Raw genomic sequence first — 26,676 nt, forward strand, 5'->3', positions numbered from 1 at the left:
GGAAAGTTGCCAGTTGGCAAGAAACTTTCCAGCGATTGGCGGATTTATTAAGCCGTAATTGCGAGGCTTTACGCAGACTGGATCACTCCGGGGTGATGAGACGGAAGTGTTACCGTAGAATCAGCAGCAAGCCGGGTTTACCCGGTGAGGCGCGATGTTGCGGGGGCTTGATCCCCGGCGGCATAGGTTGCTGGAAAGAGAAAACCCCCGCACGTTGTTCGGTATAAACCTGGCAACAAAACGGGGGCTAACTTGAACCTCAACAACTCAAGAATAGCCGCGAACAGTTGCCATTGCAACACAGGCGGCTATATGACGCTCGCACACTTAGGCGTGGCTTTCTGGCACGATTTAGCGGCTCCAATTATCGCTGGCATTATTGCCAGCTTGATTGTGAACTGGCTGCGTAACAGGAAGTAATGCACTTTGCGGGCGTCTGCCTGCCGTAATGGCAACATGCGCCCGAACCAGGCCGCAGGGGTTAACCTTGCGGCCTTTTTCGGCTTAAATGCAGATAAATCTCGTCGCCAGGTGCCTATCCTGTCGCGATAATGCACGCTGGGAAGTTTTCAGATACCGCCTCTCTTAATACCGCTACGATCGGGTATACTCTGACGGCAGTTTCGTCTATCCGTGGAGAGTCAGTTTGCGTGTCAGTCGCTCGTTAACAATTAAGCAGATGGCAATGGTTGCGGCCGTTGTTATGGTGTTCGTTTTTATTTTTTGCACCGTTTTGTTGTTCCATCTGGTCCAGCAAAACCGCTATAACACGGCTACGCAACTGGAAAGTATCGCTCGCTCCGTTCGTGAACCTCTGTCGAACACTATCCTGAAAGGGGATATTCCCGAAGCGGAAGCTATTTTAAGAAGTATTCGGCCAGCAGGCGTGGTAAGTCGCGCCGATGTGGTGCTGCCTAATCAGTTTCAGGCGCTGCGGATGAGCTTTATACCTGAACGTCCGGTTCCGGTTACGGTGACTCGCCTGTTTGAGCTTCCGGTACAAATTTCGCTGCCTATCTATTCTCTTGAACGTTCCGCTAACCCACAACCGCTGGCGTATCTGGTGCTACAGGCGGATTCGTACCGCATGTACAAATTCGTGATGAGTACGCTCTCGACGTTAGTGACCATTTACTTACTTTTGTCGCTAATACTGACCGTCGCTATCTCCTGGTGCATTAACCGCTTGATTGTGCACCCCTTACGTAAAATTGCCCGTGAGCTGAACGACATTCAACAGCAGGACCTGATTGGTTATCAACTGGCATTGCCGCGTCTACATCAGGATGATGAGATTGGTATGCTGGTGCGTAGCTACAATCTTAATCAGCAGTTGATTCAGCGACATAGCGAAGATCAAAGCGACTTAGCAATGCGTTTCCCGGTTTCCGAACTGCCCAACAAGTCGTTTTTAATGGGGCTGCTGGAGCAGGTGGTTACCCGCCAACAGACGACGGCGCTGATGATTGTCACCTGCGAAACCCTACGTGACACCGCGGGTGTGTTAACCGAAACCCAGCGAGAAATCCTGTTACTTACGCTGGTCGAAAAACTGAAGTCTGTATTGTCTCCCAGGATGGTGCTTACCCAGGTGAGTGGCTATGACTTTGCCATTATCGCCCATGGTGTAAAAGAACCCTGGCACGCTATTACGCTAGGTCAGCAAGTACTCACTATCGTTAATGAGCGGTTACCGATTCAGGGTATTCAACTACGTCCTACCTGCAACATTGGGGTGGCGATGTTTTATGGTGATTTAACCGCAGAGCAGCTCTACCGCCGCGCCCTGTCAGCCGTGTTAACGTCGCGTCATAAAGGTAAAAACCAAATTCAGTTCTTTGATCCGTTGCAGATGGAAGAGGCGCAGCAGCGTTTAACCCAAGAGAACGATATTTTAACCGCCATGGATAACCAGCAATTTGCGCTCTGGATGCAGCCCCAGGTTGAGATGTCCAGCGGCAAGGTATTGAGCGCAGAAGCATTGTTGCGGATGCAGCAGCCGGACGGTAGCTGGGAGCTGCCGGAAGGGTTAATCGACAGAATTGAGTCTTGTGGTCTGATGGTGACCGTCGGTTATTGGGTGCTGGAAGAAACATGCCGCCAGCTGTCAGCCTGGCAAGAACGCGGTCTCATGCTGCCGCTCTCGGTGAATTTATCCGCTCTCCAGTTGATGCACCCAAGTATGGTGTCTGATCTGCTGGAGTTGTTAACGCGCTATCGCATTAAGCCAGGCACATTGATTCTGGAAGTGACTGAAAGCCGGCATATTGACGATCCCCACGCCGCAGTGGCCATTTTGCGACCGCTGCGCAACGCGGGCGTGCGCATCGCCCTGGACGACTTTGGCATGGGGTATGCGGGTCTGCGACAGCTACAGCATATGAAGTCGCTGCCGGTGGATGTACTCAAAATCGATAAGATGTTTGTCGATGGCGTGCCCGAAGATTGCAGCATGATCTCCGCCATCATTCAGCTGGCACATAGCCTCAACTTGCAGATGATCGCCGAAGGCGTTGAAACCGAAGCGCAACGCGAATGGTTATCAAAAGCCGGGGTGGAAGTGGCGCAAGGATTCCTGTTTGCTCGACCCGTTCCGGCAAAGATCTTTGAAGAACGTTATCTGGCACCGGAAAACGCTGATTACAAAAGTTAAAAAAGGTCTCGCTTGTGCGAGCCAGCTCAAAATTTTTAACATTTTTGTATCAATTATGATCCAGGTGCATTTCTGTCATGTTGAGTGGGTGTTACTTTAAGGCCGCAGGTTAAACAAAACCTTACAAGACCTGTGGTTTTTACTTTAAGGACACCCTATGAAGACCTCTATATTCAAAAGCCTTTACTTTCAGGTCCTGACAGCAATTGCCATTGGTATTCTCCTTGGCCATTACTACCCTGAATTAGGCGCCCAAATGAAGCCGCTTGGTGATGCTTTCGTTAAGCTCATCAAGATGGTCATCGCACCTGTCATCTTCTGTACTGTCGTGACCGGCATTGCAGGCATGGAAAGTATGAAAGCAGTAGGCCGCACCGGTGCGGTTGCACTGCTCTATTTTGAAATTGTCAGTACGATTGCGCTGATCATCGGCCTTATCATCGTCAACGTGGTGCAACCCGGTGCCGGAATGAACGTCGATCCGGCGACGCTGGACGCTAAAGCGGTTGCCATTTACGCTGAACAGGCAAAAGACCAGGGGATCGTAGGCTTCCTGATGGATATTATCCCGGGTAGCGTGATTGGCGCGTTCGCCAGCGGTAACATCCTGCAGGTATTACTGTTTGCGGTAATGTTTGGTTTTGCGCTGCACCGTCTGGGCAGCAAAGGCCAGATGATTTTCAACGTGATTGAAAGCTTCTCGCAGGTTATTTTCGGCATCATCAATATGATCATGCGTCTGGCGCCGATCGGTGCTTTCGGTGCCATGGCCTTTACCATCGGTAAATATGGCGTCGGAACGCTGGTGCAACTGGGTCAGCTGATAATCTGCTTCTACATCACCTGTATTCTGTTTGTGGTTGTGGTTCTGGGCTCCATTGCTCGCGCAACCGGCTTCAGCATTTTCAAATTCATCCGCTATATCCGTGAAGAACTGCTGATCGTACTGGGTACGTCTTCTTCTGAATCCGCGCTGCCGCGTATGCTCGATAAGATGGAAAAACTGGGCTGCCGGAAGTCGGTTGTCGGGTTGGTTATACCCACGGGCTACTCGTTTAACCTTGATGGGACATCAATCTATCTGACGATGGCGGCGGTGTTTATCGCTCAGGCAACCAACAGCCATATGGATATCTTCCATCAGATAACCCTGTTGGTGGTGCTCCTGCTCTCCTCAAAAGGTGCAGCGGGTGTGACCGGCAGTGGCTTCATTGTTCTGGCCGCGACGATCTCTGCTGTGGGCCATTTGCCGGTTGCGGGTCTGGCTCTGATTCTTGGTATTGACCGCTTTATGTCTGAAGCACGTGCGCTGACTAACCTGGTCGGCAACGGTGTGGCAACTGTCGTCGTCGCTAAATGGGTCAAAGAACTGGACCATAAAAAGTTGGACGATGTGCTGAATAATCGTGCGCCGGATGGCAAAACGCACGATTTATCCTCTTAATCTCGTCACTTATGCCCGTAGTCCCTTCCAGGACTGCGGGCGTTTGCGCATAATTACCCCCTGTGCCTGAAACCGTCGATTCGGCGGCTCGGGATTTTTTCACTTCTTCCGTGACATTTTTATGTTCTCGCGGTCTAACACGAAGTGTTTTTAACGTCATATTCAGAGAGTCCTTTCGAGGGCTGTCTTTTTATTTCCAGGATAGTTGATCAGGGGTTCACATGCAGGGCACAAAAATTCGACTTTTAGCGGGCGGCTTGCTGATGATGGCCACTGCCGGCTATGTGCAGGCAGATGCGCTCCAGCCTGACCCGGCGTGGCAACAGGGCACGCTGGCAAATGGTCTACAGTGGCAAGTGTTAGCCACTCCCCAGCGCCCCAGCGACCGTATTGAGGTCCGCCTGCTGGTTAATACCGGTTCACTCACCGAAAGTACGCAACAGAGTGGTTTCAGCCATGCGATCCCACGTATCGCGCTGACGCAAAGCGGTGGCCTCGATGCCACGCAAGCCCGTTCATTGTGGCAGCAGGGGTTCGATCCCAAACGTCCCATGCCGCCGGTTATCGTTTCCTATGATTCCACGTTGTATAACCTTAGTCTGCCAAACAGCCGTAACGATCTACTGAAAGAGTCACTTTCTTACCTGGCGAATATCTCCGGCAATCTGAGCATCACCTCTGAAACGGTCAATCATGCGCTGAGCAGCGAAGATATGGTTGCAACCTGGCCGTCAGATACCAAAGAAGGGTGGTGGCGTTACCGTCTGAAGGGATCGACTCTGCTGGGACACGATCCCGCCGATCCGCTGAAAACGCCTGTAGATGCGGCGAAAATTCAGTCTTTCTACCAGAAATGGTATACCCCGGACGCGATGACGCTGATCATCGTCGGTAACGTTGATGCACGCAGCGTAGCTGAGCAAATCAATAAAACCTTTGGCGAGTTAAAAGGAAAACGCGAAACGCCTGCACCGGTACCTACGCTCTCTCCGCTGCGAGCAGAAGCCGTAAGCATTATGACCGATGCGGTACGCCAGGATCGCCTGTCTATTATGTGGGATACGCCGTGGCAACCGATCCGTGAATCTGCCGCGTTGTTACGTTATTGGCGCGCTGATTTAGCTCGTGAGGCGCTGTTCTGGCACATTCAGCAAGAGCTAACCAAAAACAATGCCAAAGACATTGGCCTCGGATTTGACTGCCGGGTGCTGTTCCTGCGCGCGCAGTGTGCGATTAACGTTGAGTCGCCAAACGATAAGCTGAACGCCAATCTGGGTACGGTTGCGCGTGAGCTGGCGAAAGTGCGTGATAAGGGACTTCCGGAAGAAGAGTTCAATGCGCTGGTCGCGCAAAAGAATCTGGAACTGCAGAAGCTGTTTGCCACCTATGGTCGTACCGATACCGATATTTTGATCAGCCAGCGTTTGCGCTCGCTGCAAAATCAGGTGGTGGATATTGCGCCTGAACAGTATCAGCGTTTACGCCAGAGCTTCCTCAACAGCCTGAGCGTTGAGATGTTGAATCAGGACCTGCGACAGCAGCTGTCGCAAGATATGGCGTTAATTCTGCTGCAGCCGAAGGGTGAACCTGAATTCAATATGAAGGATCTGCAGGCGACGTGGGATAGCATTATGGCGCCCGTTACCGCAGCGGCAACATCTGTTGAAACGGATGAATCACACCATGAAGTGACGGATATCCCGCCGGTACAATAACCTGTAGGCCGGATAAGACGATTACGCCGCCATCCGGCATTGGAGATGCCGGGGGCGCTTCGCTTGCCCGGCCTACGGTATGCAGACCGGATAATCGACGTTATTGCGGCATAGCGTCGCGTGGGATAATCGCCCCGCGGTGCTGAATCACGGTGCTTGCCGTCAGGTGGCCGCGTTTTGCGGCCTCAGCAGCATCGCCACCGGTCAGACGTACCGCCAGATATCCGGCGCTGAAGGAGTCTCCGGCCGCAGTGGTATCGATCACCTTCTCTTTCGGCAATTTAACGGCCGAAACGTCGATGAGCGCTTCGCCCGCGATGGAAACCAGGCAAGAGTCTGCGCCACGCTTCACAACCACTTCCTGTACACCAGCTGCGTGAGTACGGGCAATCACCTCAGCAACGGGTTTTTCACCCCACAGCGCGTCTTCATCGTCCAGCGTCAGGAATGCGATATTGGTGCATTCCAGCATCTGCTGATACACCTGCTGGGTTTCTTCTTTGCTGCTCCACAGACGTGGGCGGTAGTTATTATCAAAAATGACCTTTCCACCGTTGGCACGGCATTCACGCAGCAACGACAGCAGCTTGTCACGACTTGCCGGGCTTAAAATCGCCAGGCTGATTCCGCTCAGATACAAGTAATCAAATGTCGCCAGCTCTTCGCAAATCGCGGCAGACTGCTCGCTCTCCAGCCAGAATTTTGCGGCGGCTTCATTACGCCAGTAATAGAAGGTGCGCTCGCCAGTGCTGTCGGTCTCAATGTAGTAGAGACCCGGCAGGCGGTTTTCCATGCGCTGGGTTAATGAGGTATCCACGTTTTCACCCTGCCAGGACTCCAGCATTTGTTGGCTAAAACTGTCGGTACCCAGTGCAGTCACATAGTGTACGGAAAGTGCCGTAGCATCGACCTGACGGGCGATATAAACGGATGTATTCAACGTGTCGCCACCGAATCCGCGCTGAACGTCAGCGCCTTTCTGTGACAGCTCAATCATGCATTCGCCAATCACGGCAATCTTTCTGGACATAGTCGTAACCTGCTCTGAAAAAAATTAGCGTTAGTGTGCGCTGTGGGTGTTAAGTGGTCAACTATATTAAAACAACGTTCCATTATTTTTTTGAGCCAGCACGTGTTCTGCGTTGTTTTTGCCGCTTAGTTTTTATTTTTGCGCACAGCTGAACGTAAAGTTCTGCGTCTGAGCGCCGATAACCTTTGACGAGTCCGGTCAGTCACACTCTTATTTACAGGACATCTCAGATGATAAAGCAGGTTACCCAGCAGCTCATTACGCTCGATGCGAGTATTGAAAACTTGCAGGAGAGACGCTATTGGCTGCAGTGCGAGCGTGCTTACACCTACCAGCCAATTTACCAGACCAACGGACGACTGATGGCCGTTGAACTGCTGACTGTCGTGAGCCATCCTGATAATCCATCCCAACGTATTGCGCCAGACCGCTATTTTGCCGAAGTAACCGTCCGACATCGTGTTGATGTGGTGATAGAGCAACTTCTTCAACTTGAGCTGAAAGGGGACTTTTTCAGAGCCAACAACCTGCTGGCTTCCGTGAACGTCGACGGACCAACGCTCATAGCGATGCGCCAGGATCCCGAAATCCTGAAAATCATTGAAGGCCTGCCGTGGCTGCGTTTTGAGCTAGTGGAACATATCCGCTTACCGAAGGGGTCGTCCTTCGCCTCAATGTGCGAGTTTGGCCCGCTCTGGCTGGATGATTTTGGTACCGGAATGGCGAACTTCTCGGCGCTTAGTGAAGTGAGTTATGACTATATCAAAGTGGCGCGAGACCTGTTCGTCATGCTGCGTAAGACGCCGGAGGGACGTAATCTCTTCACACTACTATTACAGCTGATGAACCGCTATTGCCGCGGTGTGATTGTCGAAGGCGTTGAAACGCTGGAAGAGTGGCGCGATGTGCAAAACTCACCGGCTTTTGCCGCACAAGGCTATTTTCTCTCTCGTCCAGTGCCTCTGGACACGCTTGAAGAGGTGATCCTGTCGCTTTGATGAGGACGTAGCACACCTCCTTTTCATCCTGCTGGACTATCTTTAGGACAGGCAAGGAAGGAAGTAGAGAGGTTAGACATGACGAAAACAGGTAAAATAACCACTTCAGTAATAGGGGTTTTCTTGTTGTTGATCGTCGTACTCATCATTGTGATTGCGACATTTGACTGGAACCGGCTCAAACCGACCATCAACCAGAAAGTCTCTACAGAACTCAACCGGCCCTTTGCTATACGGGGTGACCTGGGCGTGGTTTGGGAACGCCAGAAGCAGGAAACCGGCTGGCGTAGCTGGGTTCCGTGGCCGCATGTTCATGCTGAAGATATCATCCTCGGCAACCCGCCAGACATTCCTGACGTTACCATGGTGCATCTCCCGCGTGTTGAAGCTACGCTCGCACCACTGGCACTGCTGACAAAAACCGTCTGGCTCCCGTGGGTCAAGCTGGTCAAACCCGATGCGCGGCTGATCCGTCTGTCGGAGAAAAACAATAACTGGACCTTTAACTTAGCTGGGGACGAAAACCGCGATCCTAATGCGCCGCCATCCGCGTGGTCGTTCCGGCTGGATAACATTCTGTTTGACCAGGGACGCATCGCCATTAACGATAAGGTGACGAAGTCGGAGATTGAGATCCTGGTCGATCCGCTTGGCAAACCGTTGCCCTTTAGCGAAGTGACCGGCGCAAAAGGTAAAGAGAGCAACGCCCGCGTCGAGGACTACGTGTTTGGTCTGAAAGTGCAAGGGCGATATAACGGCGAACCGCTAAGCGGTAGCGGAAAAATTGGCGGAATGCTGGCGCTGCGTGGTGAAGATACGCCTTTCCCGATTCAGGCTGATTTCCGTTCGGGCAATACGCGCGTAGCGTTTATCGGCACGATAAACGATCCGATGAACATGGGCGGGGCGGATCTGCGACTTAAATTCTCGGGAGATTCGCTAGGGGATTTATACGATTTGACCGGCGTGCTGCTCCCGGATACGCCGCCGTTTGAAACCGACGGACGTCTGGTAGCGAAAATTGACCCGGAAAAATCCTCTGTTTTTGATTATCGCGATTTCAATGGCCGCATTGGCGACAGCGATATTCACGGAACGCTGGCCTACACCACCGGCAAGCCGCGACCCATGCTGAAGGGCGATGTGGAATCACGCCAGCTGAGGCTGGCCGATTTGGGGCCGCTGATCGGGGTGGATTCAGGCAAAGGGGCGGAACGGGCAAAACAATCTGAACAGCGCAAAGGTGAGAAGAGCGTTCAGCCTGCGGACAAGGTGTTGCCGTATGACCGTTTTGAAACAGACAAATGGAACGTAATGGACGCTGACGTGCGTTTCAAAGGACGGCGTATTGAGCATGGCAGTAGTCTGCCGATCAGCGATCTCTCCACTCATATCATCCTGAAAAATGCCGACCTGCGTCTGCAACCGCTGAAATTTGGTCTTGCGGGAGGCAGCATTGTTTCCAGCATCCATCTGGAAGGGGATAAAAAGCCGATGCGGGGGCAGGCGGATATCCAGGCTCGCCGCCTGAAGCTTAAAGCGCTGATGCCGGATGTGGAACTGATGCAAAAAACGCTTGGTGAAATGAACGGTGACGCCAGGTTTAGTGGGAGCGGAAACTCGGTGGCGGCGCTGTTGGGTAACAGCAATGGCAACCTGAAACTGCTGATGAATGACGGTTTGATCAGCCGGAATCTGATGGAAATTGTGGGCTTGAATCTGGGGAACTATCTTGTCGGGCAGATATTTGGCGATGACGAAGTGCGGGTGAACTGCGCGGCGGCGAATCTGGATATTGTTAACGGCGTGGCGCGTCCGCAGATTTTTGCTTTTGATACAGAAAACGCAGTCATTAATGTCACCGGTACGGCAAGTTTTGCGTCGGAGCAACTGGATTTAACCATCGATCCGGAGAGCAAAGGGATTCGTATTATTACTCTGCGTTCGCCGTTGTATGTTCGCGGCACCTTTAAGAATCCGCAGGCAGGCGTGAAGGCCGGGCCGCTGATTGCGCGCGGTGCGGTTGCTGCTGCGCTGGCAACGCTGGTGACGCCAGCGGCAGCCCTGCTGGCGCTGATTTCACCTTCTGAAGGGGATGCTAATCAGTGCCGGACAATCCTGTCGCAGATGAAGAAGTGATGAGAGCGCCGGATGAGGTGTAAACACCTTATCCGGCCTACGGGGGATTGCAGTTTGTAGGCCTGATAAGCATAGCGCCATCAGGCAATCAAATTACAGCGATTGATGCCGTGTCTCATGGGTTAACAGCAGCGCAATTAACGTTAACGCCGCCATTGATGCCAGATACGTACCGACTGCCGCCAGACCATAATTCGCCTGCAACCATGCAGCGATGTATGGGGCAACGGAAGCACCAAGAATCGACGAAACGTTGTACGAGAACGACGCTCCCGTATAGCGCACTTCAGTCGGGAACAGCTCCGGCAGCAGCGCGCCCATCGGACCAAATGTCAGCCCCATCAGGCTTAAGCCCAGCAACAGGAAGGCGAAAACCAGCACCGGATTGCCAGAGCCGAGCAGTGGTTTAAAGGCAAACAGCGCAAACAGAATGATAAGCGTGGTGATAATGAGCATGCTCTTGCGACGACCAAATGCGTCGGCCAGCAGGCCCGCCACCGGCACCATGACGCCAAAGCCAATCACCGCCATCATCAGCATCCACAACACTTCATTACGCGGCAGGCCAAGTCCTACAGGCGCGGCAGCGGTGCTGAACGTCATCGAATAGACGGTCATGATATAGAACAGCGTATAGGTCGCCAGCATGATGAACGTGCCGAGGATCGTCACGCGAACATGTTTGGTCAGCAGAGTACCCAGCGGGATTTTCACCTGCTTTTTCGCCGCGGCTACTTTGGCGAAGACCGGGGATTCATGCAGCGAAACGCGAACGTACAGACCGATAATCACCAGTACCGCAGAGAAGATGAACGGTACGCGCCAACCCCAGCTCATGAACTGCTCGTCGGTCAGCAGCCAGGAGAGCAGCAGAAAGGTACCATTGGCGAAGAAGAAGCCAATAGGCGCGCCCAACTGCGGAAATGATCCGTACAGCGCGCGTTTGCGCGGTGGTGCGTTTTCCGTTGCCAGCAGCGCAGCACCGCCCCATTCACCGCCCAGACCTAACCCCTGGCCAAAACGCGCCAGCGCCAGCAGCAGTGGGGCGAAAATGCCGATCGTTTCATAGCCCGGGAGCAGACCAATGACGACCGTCGAAATCCCCATGGTGAGTAACGAAGCAACCAGCGTGACTTTACGGCCGACGCGATCGCCGAAATGCCCGAATACCGCAGAACCGATCGGTCGTGCCACAAAGGCGATAGCAAAAGTCGCCAGGGACTGTAGCGTCGCGGCAGTCGGATCCCCCTGCGGGAAGAAGATATGCGGGAACACGATCACCGCGGCGGTGGCGTAAATATAGAAGTCGAAGAACTCAATGGCGGTGCCAATGAGCGAGGCGACGACGACTTTATTGCGCGAGTTGACCGGGGTGTGTTCCTGTTCGTTGTCGAGCGTTGTGGCTGTTGCTTGCATAATATTTTCTTATTTTTGGCCGAACGAAAGGTCATATTACGCACAGCAAAAGAGACATTTCAATCTGTAACAAACTTTGAGGGTGGTCAAAAATGGAGCAAAAAGGGGATAATTTTTAGGCTTGAGATTTCACTTCCATGAAATGCTTCACATAATTTAAAACTTAGATGATAAAACTGGTTTTTGGTTAAATAAAAGTTACGGGTTGGATTTATTCACTAAATCGGTGAGATCGGGCGGCATTATAATTGCCGGATGGCGCTGCGCTTATCCGGTCTACAAAACTCACCCGTAGGCCGGATAAGACGCGTGCGTCGCCATCCGGTAATTCACAACTTATCCGGCGGTGGCTACTGCGTTTTCCCCGGCATACGCGGGTCGTCTTTGTATTCCGCCGTGGCAATCCAGGCTGCACAAAACAGAGTCAGACGAGCGAAGAAGTAGAAGAACGCCATCAATCCAAGCACGGAACCAAACGCCGCGCCTGACGGCGATTGCACCAGTGACGGCAGGGTATATGTCATGATCATTTTGATGACTTCAAACCCCAGAGCCGCGATAAATGTCCCGCGAATCAGCGCCTTTTTACGCGGTCGGTGACGCGGTAGCCGCCAGAAAATCCAGAAGAACAGTAAGTAGTTGGCGAAAATGGAGATGGTCAGACCGATCAGCCGCCAGGCGGGCTTCAGCCATTCGATACCGTCGAGATACAACGCAGAGATAATCATCTGCTGGGCGGAGCCGGCAATGGAGGTAATGGACAGGGTAACAATCAGCGCAATCAGTAAGCCAATCAATGAGATAAAATCACGCAGATATTTGACCCAAATTTTTTCCTGATCCTGTGGGGTACGCTCCCAGACATCCCGCGACTGGGCACGAATTGCTTCGCGCAGGTTTCCCATCCAGTTAATGCCGGAATAGAGCGCGATGCCAAGCCCTACCAGACCTACAGTGGTACGTTGCTGTACGGCAGTATTAATGGTGTTTTTCAGCGTAGAGGCGAGCGTCGGATCGCTGACGTTCAACAAAATCTTGCTGAAGATATCCTGCAATAGTGTAGGGTGCGAAGCGAGAATAAAACCCGCGGCGGCAAACGACACCATCAGAATAGGGATCATCGACAGAAACGAGAAGTAGGTAATGGCTGCGCCAAACTGATTTCCCATACGATCGTTAAACCGCTCTGCGGCACGGATAAGATGGGCGATGATGGGCTGACGTTGAATTTTATCGGCGAAGGTCAGAGCCGTTTTCAGCGCCTGGTTGGTCTTACCATTGGTTTCTGTATTTTCCTGCTCCAGGGGCTCAATTTTTAGGATGGGGGCGTGCTCAAGTTCCTGAATGGGGCGTTTAATCTCTTTTTCCTGCGTCATCAGGGCAATAATCCTTGTTCTGTTCATTCTCAGGACAGTATAGCTTGTCAGTCCACATAGTCTTTCATCACGCCAGTCAGCCATTCCATAAACAGATGTACCCGGCGAGAGAGGTTGCGTCGATGCGGATAAAGCAGAGAGACCGGCATTGGCTCGGCGCGATATTGCGGCAAAACTTCGACCAGCGTACCGGCGCGCAGGGCATCACGCACGCCAACGCGCGGTACCTGAATAATGCCCAGACCGGCAAGGCATGCCGCGTGATAGGTTTCGGTACTGTTTACCGTTAGCATGCCGCCGGTTTTAACCCATTGCGTGCCGTTTTCTGTCGCCACTTCGAAACCTTGCGCACGCGTTCCCAAATTGACCGAGTAGTGCACCACTGCATGTGAAGCTAAATCCTCCAGGCTTTCCGGATAACCAAAGCGGGCGAGGTACTGCGGGCTGGCGCAGTTAATCTGCGTGAGTTTCCCCAGTGGGCGCGCAATCAGCCCTGAATCTTTCAGCGTGCCTACGCGTACCACACAGTCGAAACCTTCGCGGACCAAATCCACCAGGCGGTCGCTGCTGCTGAGTTCGAGCTCAAGGCCGGGATACTGATGCAAGAAAGTGGGTAAGCGGGGCATCACCAGATTTCTCGCCACGCCAACCGGCATATCGACGCGCAGCTTGCCGCTGATGCTGGACGGATCGTGATGAAATAGTCCATCCAGCTCATCCAGATTGCTCAACAAATCTTTTGCGCGTTCGTAATAGATCATACCGTCTTGTGTGAGCTGAACGCGGCGGGTAGTGCGGTGCAACAACTGCGTGCCCAGATGATTTTCCAGGGCCTGGATTTGGCGAGATACGCTACCTTTAGGAAGACCAAGTGTGTCTGCCGCACGCGAAAAGCTCTCCAGTTCTGCGACGCGGATGAACAACTGCATTGCGTGAATTTTATCCATTCTTATGCCCTATTGTTGTTCCAAATGAAACAGTAATGCGCAACAGACGACATTTATTGTTTTTCTATCACCTAATAAGCTTTATCTCAATCATCACAACGTCGGAAATGAGGTTTCTTATGACGCAACGTATCGCATTAGTGACTGGTGGTAGTCGTGGGCTCGGTAAAAACGCCGCACTTAAGCTGGCTGACAGAGGAACGGACATTATCTTTACCTACAACAGCCAGCAGCAGGCGGCGCTGGATGTGGTTGCTGAAATTGAGCAAAAAGGCAGAAAAGCTGCGGCAATACAACTGAATGTCAGCGATGTGGCTGGCTTTGAGTCCTTTACCCATGAGGTACAAGCGCAGCTGAAGAGCATGTGGAATCGTGAAGCGTTTGATTATTTAGTGAACAATGCCGGAATTGGTCTGTATGGCGCTTTTGCCGATACCTCCGAAGCGATGTTTGATCAATTAGTGAACATTCACTTTAAGGGCCCCTTCTTCCTGACCCAACGTCTGTTGCCGTTGATCCAGAATGGCGGCAGGATCCTGAATGTTTCATCGGGACTGGCGCGTTTTGCACTGCCAGGGTATGCCGCCTATGCCTCAATGAAAGGGGCGATGGAAGTACTGACGCGTTATCAGGCGAAAGAACTGGGAGAGCGGGGTATTTCAGTAAATATCATCGCGCCTGGGGCGATTGAAACCGATTTTGGCGGCGGTCGACTGCGGGATAATAAAGAGCTGAATGCATATGTGGCATCGCAAACGGCGCTGGGACGCGCGGGCTTGCCGGATGATATTGGCGACGCGATTGCCGCGTTGCTCAGTGATGAGCTGGCATGGATGACAGCGCAGCGTATCGAAGTATCGGGCGGAATGTTCCTGTAAATCGCTCGTATCTTATTCAGCTTTTGAGCAATAGAAAACCGGTGCGCCACTCCAGGTAAAAATATAGCTAGTGGCGTTTACCGGTATTATCTGCAATCTAATTCAGCGATCGCGGTGCCGAAAGAAATCCGGGATAAACTTTCTGAATAACTCATTTTTCTTCGACAGCGGATTTGTCTCAGAAGAAACCATGATCACTTCCCCATCCCCCACGGATTCAGAATTTAATTCTTTAAAATGTTAAAAATTCGACATTAAAAATTGAGCGTTCGATCGCGTATGTGAAAACATGGCCTATGTGCTAAAAATTTCGCATAGGAAGAATAATAAATCGTGAATTTCATTTATAACCTTAAATCTACCATAAACGAATACTAAACGACCGCTTCCTCATAGTAGATTGGGATGAAGATTGGAAAGCATTTATAGCAGTCATATAATCCACCATACAAACGGTATGGATTATCTCAACGCTTATATGTAGAGGTGCATGTTCGTCTTCATTTAACGTGGGTATAAGATATGGGCTATCGTCTATATGGATTTATGATTGGTGCTGAAATTCATTTTGACATTTCTAATCGCCGACTGTATCGGCTTACTGGTAGCCATACCGAGAAAAACATCGTTTTTGCGTCAATTTACTTTAATGAAACAATGCTCAGGCTTTTCCTGTATTTATTAATAAATGCCAGGAGCCAGCCGATACCGAAAGAAGAATTATTTGAGAAAATCTGGGAAGCGCATAATCTGAGCCCCTCTGCGCAAAGATTATGGCAAGTCCTGCACAATCTTAATAATAAACTTGGCCTGCTGGGGTTACCCAGGGATTTTATCCTTAATATAAGAGGTCAGGGTTATGTCATCAATTATCCTGATGTCATTCCCGTTTATTACAAAGTGAGCGAACTCCCAACTCATGCTGTCAAAAAAAGGGAGAAAATAGATAACCTGAGTGAGTGATGTCAACCCAGGTATTTGCCCTGAGCATGCAGTGCGAGGGGCTTTTTTTATCGTTATCTTTACTTTTTATTTTCAATGTATTTTCGCTAAATAACGTTATTGTTCGATAGATACCAATAACGGCCAGGGCGATTGGGTCAGGTTCTGATGATTGCTGTGCGGTTGCCCTCAATAGGCCGCCGCACGCTTGAGGCTCGTGATGATTACCACAACCAGGCAACTCCCGATATTATTCTCTGACGCCAGCGAATTACTGGCCCGTTTCCTCACCTGTGCACCGGTAAAAACGTTGAATGCAGCCATTATTCAACGGCAGTTCCAACCGGTGTATCAACCCATTTTTAACAGCCAGACGGGTGAAATTGCAGGTATTGAGGTACTCGCCAGGTGGACGCATCCCCAGTATGGCGCTATTCCCCCTGATATATTTATTCCCCTTGCGGAAGAGCATGGTCTTATCGCCTCGCTGACGCATCAACTTATTCAGCAAGTCATTGCCGACCTGCAGTCGCGGCTCCCCCTTTTCCCAAATGGACTTTACCTTAACCTAAATCTGAGCCCCGAAAACTGCCTCGATCCGCGCTTTGAGTCGGACGTCGTGGCGCTCATGCAAAAGCTTGCCCCGGTTCAGGTTCAACTGGTTATCGAAATTACCGAAAGACGCCCTCTGCACTTTACCCCTCAGCTAAGCGAGTGGTTTGCCGCGTTGAGAAAATCCAATATCGCCGTAGCGTTAGATGATTTCGGGACGGGATACTCGAATCTGTGTTACCTCCACGCGCTGGAACCGGAGTTTATTAAGATAGATAAACTGTTTGTCAGCCAGATTGGTGAGGGGGGCGATACCCGCATTGTCGATACGCTTATTGAGCTGGCGCAGAAGATGGGTCTGCGAATGATTGCCGAGGGCGTTGAGACTCAGGTTCAGGCCGATTATCTGCGCATGAAACGCTGTGATTTTTTACAAGGGTATTATTTATGCAGACCCGTTCCACTTGAAGATCTGATCGGAGTGATGCAATCGCCCGCAACCTTTAGTGTCGATTGATACAGCAATACTGCCTGGGGAAACCACAGGTGATGATCAATTGATGCGACATTTTATTTTGTAACATATTTGTCTGTTACTGTGAGTTCCTTATTTTTATTAGAAAATATAGACTCCAAAAAATTAATATTAATAAGCTGATTTTGAGTATTGGATGTTAAGGATTTCCTTAATGTTTAGCGCCACTTTTGTCCCTTTGTGTGATTATTTGGTTTGAGCTGTAACTATTTGCGATTTCTACTTTTTTCTTCTCCGTCTATCGGTAAAATGGCCCCCGCCAAATGGTGACTTCTTATTTTACCCCTCGGGTAATACCCTTCCGCGTGTTAAGGCTAGTATCTTATTCAGACGGAGATAAGTAATGCAGGTAATAATGTTTGACAGGCAGTCGATATTTATTCATGGAATGAATGTAAGTTTACAAGAGCGTATTCCAGGAGTGGATGTTCAGGGTGTCAGTCAGGCAGATGACCTTTGGCAGAAACTGGAAGACACCCCTGATGCACTGATAATGCTGGATGGCGACCAGGACGCCGAGTTCTGCCGTAACTTGCTACAGCAGATAGCGCAACGCTTTTCGACAGTAAAAGTGCTGGTAACAGCAACGGACTGCCGTAAAAAATGGCTGCAGGAGGTTACGCAATTGAATGTGCTGGCCATTGTTCCACGCGACTCTGACGCGGAAACCTTCACGCTGGCTCTCAATAGCATTGCGATGGGAATGGTATTTATCCCCAGAGATTGTATGACAACCCCCGAGAGCAGCGGGCAAAATATCAGATCGCTTAGTGCGCGTCAGCGAGAGATTCTGACTATGCTTGCCGCCGGAGAATCAAATAAACAAATTGGTCGATTGTTAAATATCAGCACCGGAACGGTCAAAGCCCATCTTGAATCGCTGTATCAGCGCCTCGAGGTAAAAAACCGTACGCAGGCGGCAATGATGTTAAACGACGCTATTTAACGGGCGAATATTTCACAGTCAGAACGATTCTGGCTGTGAAATAACCCCCGAGCAGAATTCTGCAGCACAAAACCGGCTTATCCCCACGCTGAGCATCCACGCAATTAACGCTTCCTGTTGAAACCTTTCTTTTATTTGCGGCATTTTCTGGTGTATGAATTCCTCGCAGATTTCCAGATCCGCGAGCAGTAGTGTTTCTGCCTGCGTTACCGAAACAGGCGCAGGAAAGCTTTCATCGGATGTGATTTCGTGCCCGTAGCCAATCACCCAGACACCATTTTTGTCCTGATACTTTTCCAGTGACAGGCCTTGCCATTGTTTAATAAATGCAACACAAGCGGGCGTGAAATACGTTGAATGGAGTGGCATATTCATCTCTGTACAAAGAGACCTATTTTAAGAAACCGCCTCCGTTACGCCAGTTGTCATACAGCCAGTTTTTTCAGCAAAACGTCTTATTCTGCGGGTGGCTGATAGTCGTGTTTTAACAGGCCGAAAATCCAGTCATCATTCCAGGTTTGATGCAGCCAGTAGCTTTCCCGCAGCGTGCCTTCGTGAATGAACCCGACCTTTTCCAACAGACGCCGTGAGGCTTCGTTTCCTGCGGTGACGCAAGCCGTAAGCCGGCGTAGCCCTCCGGTGGTAAATGCAAAATCGCAAACTGCATGCAGAGATTCAGTACCATAACCTTTCCCCTGCGCTTCAGGGGCGAGCAGAAAACCGACCTCGGCACATTCATTGTTATCATGAATATATCCAGTCACTCCAAGCGGTGCTCCCGATGCCTTATCGCACAGGACCAGACATAGCCAGTGCGGGCTGCCGGGAGACCATTCAGGCAGGCGGGAGTTGAAGGCTATCCGTATCTCCTCTTCAGTACGCGTGTCAGCGACAAAGCGCATCACATCTGGATTCTTCTGTAGCGTTAAGAAGAACGTCCAGTCATTTTCTGTCAGTGGGCGGCAGAGCAGACGTGATGTTTGCAATACAGGCACAGGCTTATCTCCAGAATAATTTTCAATGATTGTGCGGAAGTCACTGTAAAACTTATTTATTTGCTATATGAATGTGTTTTAGTCTACATCGGCACAACGTTGCGTTTAAAAAAGATAATTACATACCATGATGAGGCCGCACGTTTTGGGTCCTTTTAGGGAAGATGATGACCAATAGCGCGTTACAAGCGACATGTACACCCTTTGAACATTGTCTGGGGATTATCCGTCAGGCGTCGATAGAAATATTATTGCTGTTAGGCGTACATGTCACAGAAGGCAAAGACCCTCGGTGGTTTCTCGAACAACTGGATCAGGCTCGACTGAATCTGGGCGGCTGGGGGGCTGTCGCCAGACGGTTGCAGATGAATGATGCGCAATTGAGCCAGTTCACTCTGCGGCTACGCCATCTTCAACAGAGTGTACCCCAATATGAAAATGGCCAGGACGTCAGTGAAAACCAGCTGATTTCAGCGCTGCGCTTTGTGGCCTCTCTGGAACAATTACGCCAGCAACAGCCCATCCTGAAGTATCAAACCGAAATTACACCTGTAGAGCCGGATGCTCAGATGCGGGCGCAGCGTCAACTTCGCGCAATAGAATTAACCCTCAAATCCCTGATTGCGCGGGTATGGCCGGATCAACATCCTCTCAACAGCTTTCTGAAACAGCACTTTGGCGGTGAACGTCTGCGTCGCTGGCTAAGGTTAGGCGAAGGACGAGATGCGCTGGACGGTATGATGTTTAGCGAGTTGGCACTGATGGTCGTCGATAAGAAATTATTCGTTCGCCACTTTACGCAGATTTTTAACGATACCTCGGTGCTGATGTCGTTTGTTGAGCCGCGCATCACGCTACGCATGTTTTTGGATGATTGCCGCCTGGCTCGTAACTGTGTTATCGCGCAACAACCGCTAACCTCAGTACAATTGCTGTTGCTGGACTACCAGTACCGACAGATAACTCATCCTGTGCAACGGGCATTTGAAGAACGGCGTACGCGCATTAATCCTGCGTCGTATCTGGAATCTGATGAGTCCATGGTCCGCCAGTTTTGGGAAACGGCAAAGCAAAAAGACGAGCAAGCGGGAGGCGATAAGCATGAAATCGCAGACAGTATTGATCCGCCGGAGAAGCGAGCCAAACGTTCGGCGGAAGAACGTGAACAGCTGATTTCCGTCATGTTGTGGGTAGCAGTCGGCGTGATGGTGCTGGCGATTTCGCTGGGTGCGTTCTGGTTATTCACTTCGCCAGCGCCACAGGCGTCATCCGGACAATCCGTTGAAATTGTGCAGGAGGAACCGCGACGTGACGCCCCCAGCGCGCGGGAGGCGGTGACCCGAATGGGTATCACCTGGGATGCCTTTAACATGCGGGCGGCTATCGATCGCAATGACACCCGCGTGACGTCACTGTTCCTGCAGGGTGGGATGGACTGGAAGCTGGCGTGGACGGAGCAGGCGTTCTCAGCGGGCAATACCGAGGTGTTGAGACTGCTGCTGCGTTACCCTTCGCAGATGGATGAAAGCAAACCATGCCGACAGTTTATGACTACGCTCAGCCATGCAATGTCAAATGGGGCGTCACTCACATCGCTGCATAAAAGTTATCTGCAAAGTTTTTGTTCCGTGCCTGCGGTCGTTGCGCGTCAGCAATATGATCTTGAGCAGGCCGAGCTGCGTGTTCGCGCCCAGCCCAGCCCTGAGAACAAGAAATGGCAGAGAATTCATGCCGAGTTATACGATGCGATTAACTGACATCCTGATGACTCAGACCGTCAGCCGCTAGGGTTCGCCATACAAACCGATGAGTCGGCGCACCACGCCATTGGTCCAGCCAAAGCCGTCCTGCAACGGATATTCCCCGCCGCCGCCTTCGCGCGGCGCTGCGTCGGCTATATGGTATTTTTCGATCAGTTTGTGGTGCTCCTGATAAAAGAGATTCACCGTTTTCAACCAGTTACGGGCGATTTCATCCCCGAGGTGGTCATCACCGTACAGTTTGAAGCCCTGGATCGCCATCCACTGCAGCGGCGCCCAGCCGTTGGGTTTATCCCACTGTTCACCCGTTTCATGCTCGGTTGCTAAAATCCCACCGGGCGTGAGCAGGCGACTGCGAACCGCGTTAGCAAGCCGGTCGGCTTGTTCATGTGTTGCCATACCGACATACAGCGGCACAATACTGGCGGCAGAGAACAGGGCCATTTGTTCGCGCCGCCAGTCGTAATCGCGATAGCAGCCGTTTTCATCGTCCCACAGATAGCGATTTACCGCATCGCGACGGTCACTGGCTTTCTGGCGAAACTGCGCTTCCGTTTCTTTGTCGCCTTTCAGCGCGGAAATATTGGCGATAGTGCTTTCCAGCTTGTAGAGGAAGGCGTTCAGATCAATCGGGATGAACTGCGTGGTGCGTATGCTGGCAAGGCGGCCTGCATCGCGTAGCCAGCGCGAGGAATAATCCCAGCCCGAGGCCGCGCCCGCGCGCAAATCCCGATACACCTCATTGGGTGGACGACCCGAATGCTTGGCGGTCTCAACGTCTTCAAGCCATGATTCATCACGCGGGGTATCACGATCGTCCCAATAGCGGTTGAGCAGAGAGCCGTCCGACATTCTGATCACGTGACGGTAGGCCTGGTTGAGCACCAGGGAATCGGCGCCATCCATCCAGAATGCGTATTCCATTTTTAGATGTTCAAGGTAGCGACGCGCGCCGCGCACGCCATCTTCTTCAAACAGTTCCACCATCAGCGCAAAAACCGGTGGCTGCGAACGGCTCAGGTAGTAGGTACGGTTACCGTTGGGGATGTGACCATAGTTTTCAATCATCCAGGCAAAGTTATCTGCCATACACTTCAGCAGATCTTCGCGGCCGCTCTCTGCCAGACCCAGCATGGTAAAGTAGGAATCCCAGTAGTAGGTTTCGCTAAAACGTCCACCGGGCACAATATATGACTGCGGTAACGCCAGCAGCGAGGACCAGGGAATGTGATCCTGCGGCTCGCGCGTCAGCACAGGCCACAGTTGATCGATATGCTCTTTTAGCGAGCTTGCCGGATCGGACACATACTCACTGGAGGGCGTTTCCGGTAGCCAGAAATGGTTCTCGACGAAACGTCGCAGATCAAAGTCGCGGTGGCGTTTAACTTTGCGATAGCGGATCAAAATGTCCAGTGGGTCCATTTTGGGCGCACAGTCGGGGAAGGTTTTGCTATCGGCAAACAGTTTCGACGACTGGACGTGTTCGAACAGCTCAAGGTAACGATCGGCCGGGGTTAACGCATCTGAGGCGGGCAGCCCTGCAATCATCTCCGGCTCAGGCTCTGCCTCAATCATTTCATCCAGCTTTAACTCGCACGGATCCATTTCATAAAGCAGATCGATATCGATCGTCATTTCTTCTGAAGGGGCGTGGGGTAGTTTCTGGTTGAGCATAATGAGAAAGACCTCCGATGGACGTTGAAAGATTAAGGCTATTGCCCGGTCGTCAGTTAAGCGTAGACATTCGCTTCGGTGTCTGGTGAGTAAAGCGTGCGGTTGATCACGTTTTAGTGCTGCGTATTATTTAGAAAATAAGACTATCCCAATGAATATAATGAAGAATTCATAATTCTGCGTGACCTGAAGATATTTCATTTTCAGAACATTCGATTGCAACGAGGTGTGAACGGAAAACCATAACGGCTTATCTCCGTAATAGGCACAGGCTATTCTATCGATAGTTATCCCCCATGTAATTGCTTGATACTTATCAAAATAATAAATCCCTTACTTTCTATGATGGTTAAGTCTGATAAAGACTATGCACTCATTATTCTAATTTTTCTGGGTCACAATAACTCACAACGGTGAGGGTAAAATAATGAAAATCATTACCCGTCTTACCGCGATAGCCATAGCTGGCGTCGTGATTTGTTATTTTGGATTATCCGGTTATGTGTGGTATCACGATAATCAACGTAGTAAACAGGCAGATGTTCAGGCCTCTACGCTGGAAGAAAATAATAAAGTATTAGGTTTTTTACGCGAAAAAGGATGCGATTATTGTCACACGCCTTCAGCTGAATTACCTTTCTATTCTTCTTTTCCTGTCGCTAAGCAGTTGATGAATTACGATATTCAACTGGGATACAAATCATTCAATCTTGAGGCCGTTCGTGCGGCGCTGGTCGCAGATAAACCCGTTTCGCAAAGCGATCTGAATAAAATTGAATGGGTGATGCAGTACGACACCATGCCGCCGACGCGTTATACCGCACTGCACTGGGCTGGCAAGGTAAGCGATACGGAGCGAGCAGAGATCCTGGGCTGGATTGCGAAACAGCGCGAGCAGTATTACGCCAGTAACGATACCGCCGCGCAGCATCGTAACGAGCCTGTGCAGCCGATACCGGAAAGCATTCCGACCGATGCCCGTAAAGTGGCGCTGGGCTTTACGCTTTACCACGACCCGCGTATTTCCGGTGACAGCACGATTTCTTGCGCGCACTGCCATGCCCTGAATGCGGGGGGCGTAGATGGTCGCAAAACGTCAATCGGCGTAGGCGGCGCGGTTGGTCCTATCAACGCGCCGACGGTATTTAACTCTGTCTTCAACGTGGAACAATTCTGGGATGGTCGAGCACCAACATTGCAGGCGCAGGCAGGCGGCCCGCCGTTGAACCCTATCGAGATGGCGTCTAAATCCTGGGATGAAATTATTCAGAAACTGGATAAAGATCCACAACTCAAACAAGAGTTTATCGCGGTTTATCCGCAGGGATTCAGCGGAGATAATATTACCGATGCGATTGCTGAGTTTGAGAAAACGCTAATTACGCCAAATTCGCCGTTTGATAAATGGCTACGCGGCGATGAAGCGGCGTTAACTGCCCAGCAGAAACATGGCTATCAGTTGTTTAAAGATAATAAGTGCGCGACCTGTCATGGCGGTATTATTTTAGGCGGGCGTTCATTTGAGCCATTGGGTTTGAAAAAGGACTTTAATTTCGGCGAGGTCACTGCTGCAGATATTGGCCGCATGAACGTCACTAATGAATTACGTGACAAGCTGCGTCAAAAAGTCCCTGGCTTGCGTAACGTTGCGCTGACCGCGCCTTATTTCCATCGAGGTGATGTGCCTACGCTCGACGGTGCGGTAAAACTGATGCTGCGTTATCAGGTGGGTAAAGAACTGCCGCAGGAAGATATCGACGATATCGTGGCGTTCCTCGAAAGCTTAAACGGCGTGTATACGCCATATATGCAGGGTAAGTAGACTTTGCCCTGGTCCTGATTCGGACGTAAAAAAACCGACTTCACGTCGGTTTTTTTACGCTTCAGCCCGAGTTGGTGGCTCTGGCCGAAGTGAGATAGTTATCATCTAACGCTTCAATCCTATTACCTTAACGGTACTATTGCAAGAATGCGCTGGCAGTTACGATTAAAAGAACTGTATACTTATCCAGTTAGCTCTGTAACTTATCCCTTCCGGACGCGCGCTAAACGCTTTCTAAGTCCTGATCGGCGAAACGGGTGGTGCCGTTGGCCGATGCTCTGGCCGGGGTGAGATAGTTATCATCTAACAATGGAGCATGCCCCGTGACAGGCAATGGATGAGTAAGCGGGTGCATTCTCACTCCATCTGATGGAGAAAACGGGTGATTGATAAAGCAATCATCGTTCTGGGAGCGTTAATCGCGTTGCTGGAGCTGATCCGCTATCTGCTGCAACTTTTGAACTGATAGCGGAAACGTAACTAAGGGCAAAGAGCTAACCCCTCTTTGCCCTTTAACACTCATGAAGTGCGATTAACGCATGGTAACGAACTCTTCTGCTGCCGTTGGGTGAATCGCAACGGTGTTATCAAAGTCTTTCTTGGTTGCGCCCATTTTCAGTGCGACCGCGAAGCCTTGCAGCATTTCATCCATTCCAAAACCAATACCGTGAATACCGACAATCTTCTCTTCCGGACCGACGCAAACCAGCTTCATGCGGCACGGCTGACGATGTGAAGTGACAGCGGTATACATCGCGGTAAACGATGATTTATACACTTTTACCTGGTCATCGCCGTGCTGTTCGCGAGCCTGCTGCTCGGTCAGGCCGACGGTGCCAATTGGCGGATGGCTGAAGACCACGGTCGGGATATTGCTGTAGTCCAGATGTTCGTCCGGTTTGTTGTTAAACAGACGCTCAGACAGGCGACGGCCCGCGGCAACAGCAACCGGCGTCAGCTCAACGGCACCGGTGTTATCGCCGACGGCATAAATTCCCGGCACGCTGGTGTTCTGATATTTATCAACGACGATGTAGCCTTTTTCGTTGGTTTTCACGCCAGTAACTGCCAGGTTGAAGTTATCGGTGGCTGGTTCACGACCAATTGCCCAAATCAGGCAATCTACCGTTTCGCTACGACCATCTTCCAGTTGCAGGGTCAGGCTGCCGTCAGCGTTTTTAACGACCGCTTTCGGAATCGCGTGAGTATGCAGAGTCGGGCCTTCGGCGTTCATCACCTCAACCAGCGTGTCGACGATCATCGGGTCGAAGCTGCGTAGCGGCGCGTGTTTACGCACGAACAGATGCGTTTGGGCACCCAGGCCGTTAATCACGCCTGCCAGCTCAACGGCGATGTAACCTGCGCCGACGACCGCAACGCGCTTCGGCAGTGCGGGCAGCTCAAAGAAGCCATCGGAGTCGATCCCGTATTCCACACCCGGAATGTTCGGATGGCTCGGGCGACCGCCGGTAGCAATCAAAATATGATCGGCAGTAATGGTTTCACCGTTCACTTCAATGGTTTTGGCATCCACAAAGCGGGCAAAACCTTTAATCACATCGACATTATTTTTGCCCAGCACATTGTCATACGAGGTATGAATACGATCGATATAAGCGGTACGCGTGGCGATCAGTTTATCCCAGTCGAACTTATTGATGGTGGTGTCGAAACCGTAATCCGGCCCGTACATGTGGATCGCTTCGCGAACCTGGGCGGCATGCCACATCACTTTCTTTGGTACGCAGCCCACGTTAACGCAGGTTCCGCCTAACTCTTTGGCTTCAATAAGTGCGCATTTCTGGCCATACATTGCTGCACGGTTAATGGAGGCAATACCGCCGCTGCCGCCGCCAATAGCGATGTAATCATAGTGCTTGGTCATGACCGCTCCTTCATGTTCATTGTAGGGCGGAGAAGCGTTACGCCATCCGCCAAAATATTCGCGATTGTATACCTGATATTAAAAGGTTCCACCGATGGCTGCGATTACTCCGGCACGATCCAGCTTACCGAGGTATGACCGGTTCCTGCCGGAACCAGTTTGCTGTGCAACCACGGCAGAACGTTGTTCATCTGCTGCTCCAGCTTCCACGGCGGGTTAATCACAATCATGCCAGACGCTGTCATACCGCGCTGATCGCTGTCCGGGCGCACCGCCAGTTCAATTTGCAGAATTTTGCGGATGCCGGTGTCTTCGAGATCGTGGATCATGCGCTTGATTTGCTGGCGCAGAACCACCGGATACCACAGCGCATAGGTGCCGGTCGCGAAACGCTTGTAGCCTTCGTTAATACCGGTGACCACCGCCTGGTAGTCGCTTTTGATTTCGTAGGGTGGATCGATAAGGATCAGCCCACGACGTGAAACCGGCGGCAATTTTGCTTTCAGCTGCTGATAACCATCTGCTTTGGCCACGCGTGCGCGCTCATCTTTCTGAAATTCGCCGCGCAGCAGGGGAAAGTCGCTCGGGTGCAGTTCAGTTAATTGCAGGCTATCCTGTTCGCGCAGCAGCTGGCGAGCAATTAACGGAGAGCCCGGGTAGTAGCGCAACTGACCGCTACGGTTGAAGTGTTGCACTACGCCAATGTAGGGTTCCAGTTCGGCAGGCAAATCGTCCTGCTGCCAGATACGGGCGATCCCTTCCAGATATTCACCAGTACGTTCGGCATGCTCACTGCTCAGCTGATAACGGCCAGCACCAGCATGGGTGTCCAGATAGAGAAACGGTTTTTCTTTCTCTTTGAGCGATTCAATGATCAGGCTCTGGACGGTGTGTTTCAGGACGTCGGCGTGGTTGCCTGCGTGATAACTGTGGCGATAACTGAGCATGGGTAATGAAATTCCGCTGAAA

The 26,676-nt window shown here is 51.3% G+C and carries 23 protein-coding genes; 13 read left to right on the plus strand and 10 right to left on the minus strand.

Annotation, left to right across the window (positions count from 1 at the left end):
- The first annotated feature begins 312 nt into the window (after positions 1-312).
- The 4 genes from G4551_RS00970 to G4551_RS00985 all read left to right on the plus strand — a co-directional run bounded on the left by G4551_RS00970 (position 313) and on the right by G4551_RS00985 (position 5,812).
- Positions 313-420, plus strand: a complete 108-nt coding sequence (locus G4551_RS00970) for a type I toxin-antitoxin system toxin Ldr family protein (protein WP_003837741.1) — start codon at positions 313-315, stop codon at positions 418-420.
- A 226-nt stretch (positions 421-646) separates the two neighbouring features.
- The gene (hmsP, locus tag G4551_RS00975; RefSeq protein WP_003837744.1) at positions 647-2,653 is read left to right on the plus strand and encodes a biofilm formation regulator HmsP; all 2,007 of its coding nucleotides are present in this window, start codon (positions 647-649) and stop codon (positions 2,651-2,653) included.
- A 157-nt stretch (positions 2,654-2,810) separates the two neighbouring features.
- Positions 2,811-4,097: a C4-dicarboxylate transporter DctC gene (dctA, locus tag G4551_RS00980; RefSeq protein WP_003837746.1), complete on the plus strand. Its 1,287-nt coding sequence runs from the start codon at positions 2,811-2,813 to the stop codon at positions 4,095-4,097.
- A gap of 221 nt (positions 4,098-4,318) precedes the next feature.
- A complete protein-coding gene (locus G4551_RS00985; RefSeq protein WP_003837748.1) occupies positions 4,319-5,812 on the plus strand; it encodes a M16 family metallopeptidase in 1,494 nt (497 codons plus the stop codon).
- A 100-nt stretch (positions 5,813-5,912) separates the two neighbouring features.
- On the opposite strand, the gene kdgK is transcribed toward G4551_RS00985, so the two are convergent.
- Complete coding sequence (gene kdgK / locus G4551_RS00990) at positions 5,913-6,842, minus strand: 2-dehydro-3-deoxygluconokinase (protein WP_003837750.1); 930 nt, start codon at positions 6,840-6,842, stop codon at positions 5,913-5,915.
- Between the two features lie 230 nt (positions 6,843-7,072).
- Between kdgK and pdeH the strand changes: the two genes are divergently transcribed.
- Together pdeH and G4551_RS01000 are read left to right on the plus strand one after the other, a co-directional pair.
- Positions 7,073-7,840 (plus strand): cyclic-guanylate-specific phosphodiesterase, encoded by a 768-nt coding sequence (gene pdeH, locus G4551_RS00995; RefSeq protein WP_003837752.1) that lies wholly within the window; start codon positions 7,073-7,075, stop codon positions 7,838-7,840.
- Between the two features lie 78 nt (positions 7,841-7,918).
- Complete coding sequence (locus G4551_RS01000) at positions 7,919-9,979, plus strand: AsmA family protein (RefSeq protein WP_003837754.1); 2,061 nt, start codon at positions 7,919-7,921, stop codon at positions 9,977-9,979.
- 93 nt (positions 9,980-10,072) lie between these two features.
- On the opposite strand, the gene G4551_RS01005 is transcribed toward G4551_RS01000, so the two are convergent.
- The 3 genes from G4551_RS01005 to G4551_RS01015 all read right to left on the minus strand — a co-directional run bounded on the left by G4551_RS01005 (position 10,073) and on the right by G4551_RS01015 (position 13,718).
- A complete protein-coding gene (locus tag G4551_RS01005) occupies positions 10,073-11,395 on the minus strand; it encodes an MFS transporter (protein ID WP_003023312.1) in 1,323 nt (440 codons plus the stop codon).
- Between the two features lie 350 nt (positions 11,396-11,745).
- Positions 11,746-12,771 (minus strand): inner membrane protein YhjD, encoded by a 1,026-nt coding sequence (yhjD, locus tag G4551_RS01010; RefSeq protein WP_003837756.1) that lies wholly within the window; start codon positions 12,769-12,771, stop codon positions 11,746-11,748.
- A gap of 47 nt (positions 12,772-12,818) precedes the next feature.
- Positions 12,819-13,718 (minus strand): LysR family transcriptional regulator, encoded by a 900-nt coding sequence (locus G4551_RS01015; RefSeq protein WP_003837759.1) that lies wholly within the window; start codon positions 13,716-13,718, stop codon positions 12,819-12,821.
- A 119-nt stretch (positions 13,719-13,837) separates the two neighbouring features.
- On the opposite strand from G4551_RS01015, the gene G4551_RS01020 reads away from it, so the two are divergent.
- The 4 genes from G4551_RS01020 to G4551_RS01035 all read left to right on the plus strand — a co-directional run bounded on the left by G4551_RS01020 (position 13,838) and on the right by G4551_RS01035 (position 17,571).
- Positions 13,838-14,596, plus strand: a complete 759-nt coding sequence (locus G4551_RS01020) for an SDR family NAD(P)-dependent oxidoreductase (protein WP_003023319.1) — start codon at positions 13,838-13,840, stop codon at positions 14,594-14,596.
- A 522-nt stretch (positions 14,597-15,118) separates the two neighbouring features.
- Entirely contained in the window at positions 15,119-15,559 is a 441-nt protein-coding gene (locus G4551_RS01025) for a winged helix-turn-helix domain-containing protein (RefSeq protein ID WP_003837762.1), read from the plus strand.
- A 199-nt stretch (positions 15,560-15,758) separates the two neighbouring features.
- Positions 15,759-16,607: an EAL domain-containing protein gene (locus G4551_RS01030; protein ID WP_003837764.1), complete on the plus strand. Its 849-nt coding sequence runs from the start codon at positions 15,759-15,761 to the stop codon at positions 16,605-16,607.
- Between the two features lie 361 nt (positions 16,608-16,968).
- On the plus strand, positions 16,969-17,571 hold the full coding sequence (locus G4551_RS01035; protein ID WP_003837766.1) for a response regulator transcription factor: 603 nt from the start codon (positions 16,969-16,971) through the stop codon (positions 17,569-17,571).
- Positions 17,572-17,589: 18 nt separating this feature from the next.
- Here G4551_RS01035 and G4551_RS01040 read toward each other — a convergent pair whose 3' ends face one another.
- A complete protein-coding gene (locus G4551_RS01040; protein WP_003837768.1) occupies positions 17,590-17,940 on the minus strand; it encodes a glycoside hydrolase family protein in 351 nt (116 codons plus the stop codon).
- Positions 17,941-18,026: 86 nt separating this feature from the next.
- Positions 18,027-18,566, minus strand: coding sequence for a GNAT family N-acetyltransferase (locus G4551_RS01045; RefSeq protein WP_003837769.1), 540 nt, complete (start codon positions 18,564-18,566; stop codon positions 18,027-18,029).
- 167 nt (positions 18,567-18,733) lie between these two features.
- Between G4551_RS01045 and G4551_RS01050 the strand changes: the two genes are divergently transcribed.
- Positions 18,734-20,323: an STY4199 family HEPN domain-containing protein gene (locus G4551_RS01050; protein ID WP_003837771.1), complete on the plus strand. Its 1,590-nt coding sequence runs from the start codon at positions 18,734-18,736 to the stop codon at positions 20,321-20,323.
- A gap of 27 nt (positions 20,324-20,350) precedes the next feature.
- Here the strand turns inward: G4551_RS01050 and G4551_RS01055 are convergent, their stop codons facing one another.
- Positions 20,351-22,000 (minus strand): alpha,alpha-trehalase, encoded by a 1,650-nt coding sequence (locus G4551_RS01055; RefSeq protein WP_003837772.1) that lies wholly within the window; start codon positions 21,998-22,000, stop codon positions 20,351-20,353.
- 427 nt (positions 22,001-22,427) lie between these two features.
- On the opposite strand from G4551_RS01055, the gene G4551_RS01060 reads away from it, so the two are divergent.
- A complete protein-coding gene (locus G4551_RS01060) occupies positions 22,428-23,822 on the plus strand; it encodes a cytochrome-c peroxidase (protein ID WP_003837773.1) in 1,395 nt (464 codons plus the stop codon).
- A 223-nt stretch (positions 23,823-24,045) separates the two neighbouring features.
- On the opposite strand, the gene G4551_RS23935 is transcribed toward G4551_RS01060, so the two are convergent.
- A complete protein-coding gene (locus G4551_RS23935; protein WP_005122496.1) occupies positions 24,046-24,177 on the minus strand; it encodes a hypothetical protein in 132 nt (43 codons plus the stop codon).
- Between the two features lie 27 nt (positions 24,178-24,204).
- Here G4551_RS23935 and dinQ point away from each other — a divergent pair, with 27 nt between their 5' ends.
- A complete protein-coding gene (gene dinQ, locus G4551_RS01065) occupies positions 24,205-24,288 on the plus strand; it encodes a damage-inducible type I toxin DinQ (protein WP_003837776.1) in 84 nt (27 codons plus the stop codon).
- 66 nt (positions 24,289-24,354) lie between these two features.
- Here the strand turns inward: dinQ and gorA are convergent, their stop codons facing one another.
- Both gorA and G4551_RS01075 read right to left on the minus strand, forming a co-directional pair.
- Positions 24,355-25,707 (minus strand): glutathione-disulfide reductase, encoded by a 1,353-nt coding sequence (gorA, locus tag G4551_RS01070; protein ID WP_003837777.1) that lies wholly within the window; start codon positions 25,705-25,707, stop codon positions 24,355-24,357.
- A 104-nt stretch (positions 25,708-25,811) separates the two neighbouring features.
- Positions 25,812-26,654: a 23S rRNA (adenine(2030)-N(6))-methyltransferase RlmJ gene (locus G4551_RS01075; protein WP_003023347.1), complete on the minus strand. Its 843-nt coding sequence runs from the start codon at positions 26,652-26,654 to the stop codon at positions 25,812-25,814.
- Positions 26,655-26,676 lie beyond the last annotated feature (22 nt).

The organism is Citrobacter freundii ATCC 8090 = MTCC 1658 = NBRC 12681, assembly GCF_011064845.1.
GTDB lineage: Bacteria > Pseudomonadota > Gammaproteobacteria > Enterobacterales > Enterobacteriaceae > Citrobacter > Citrobacter freundii.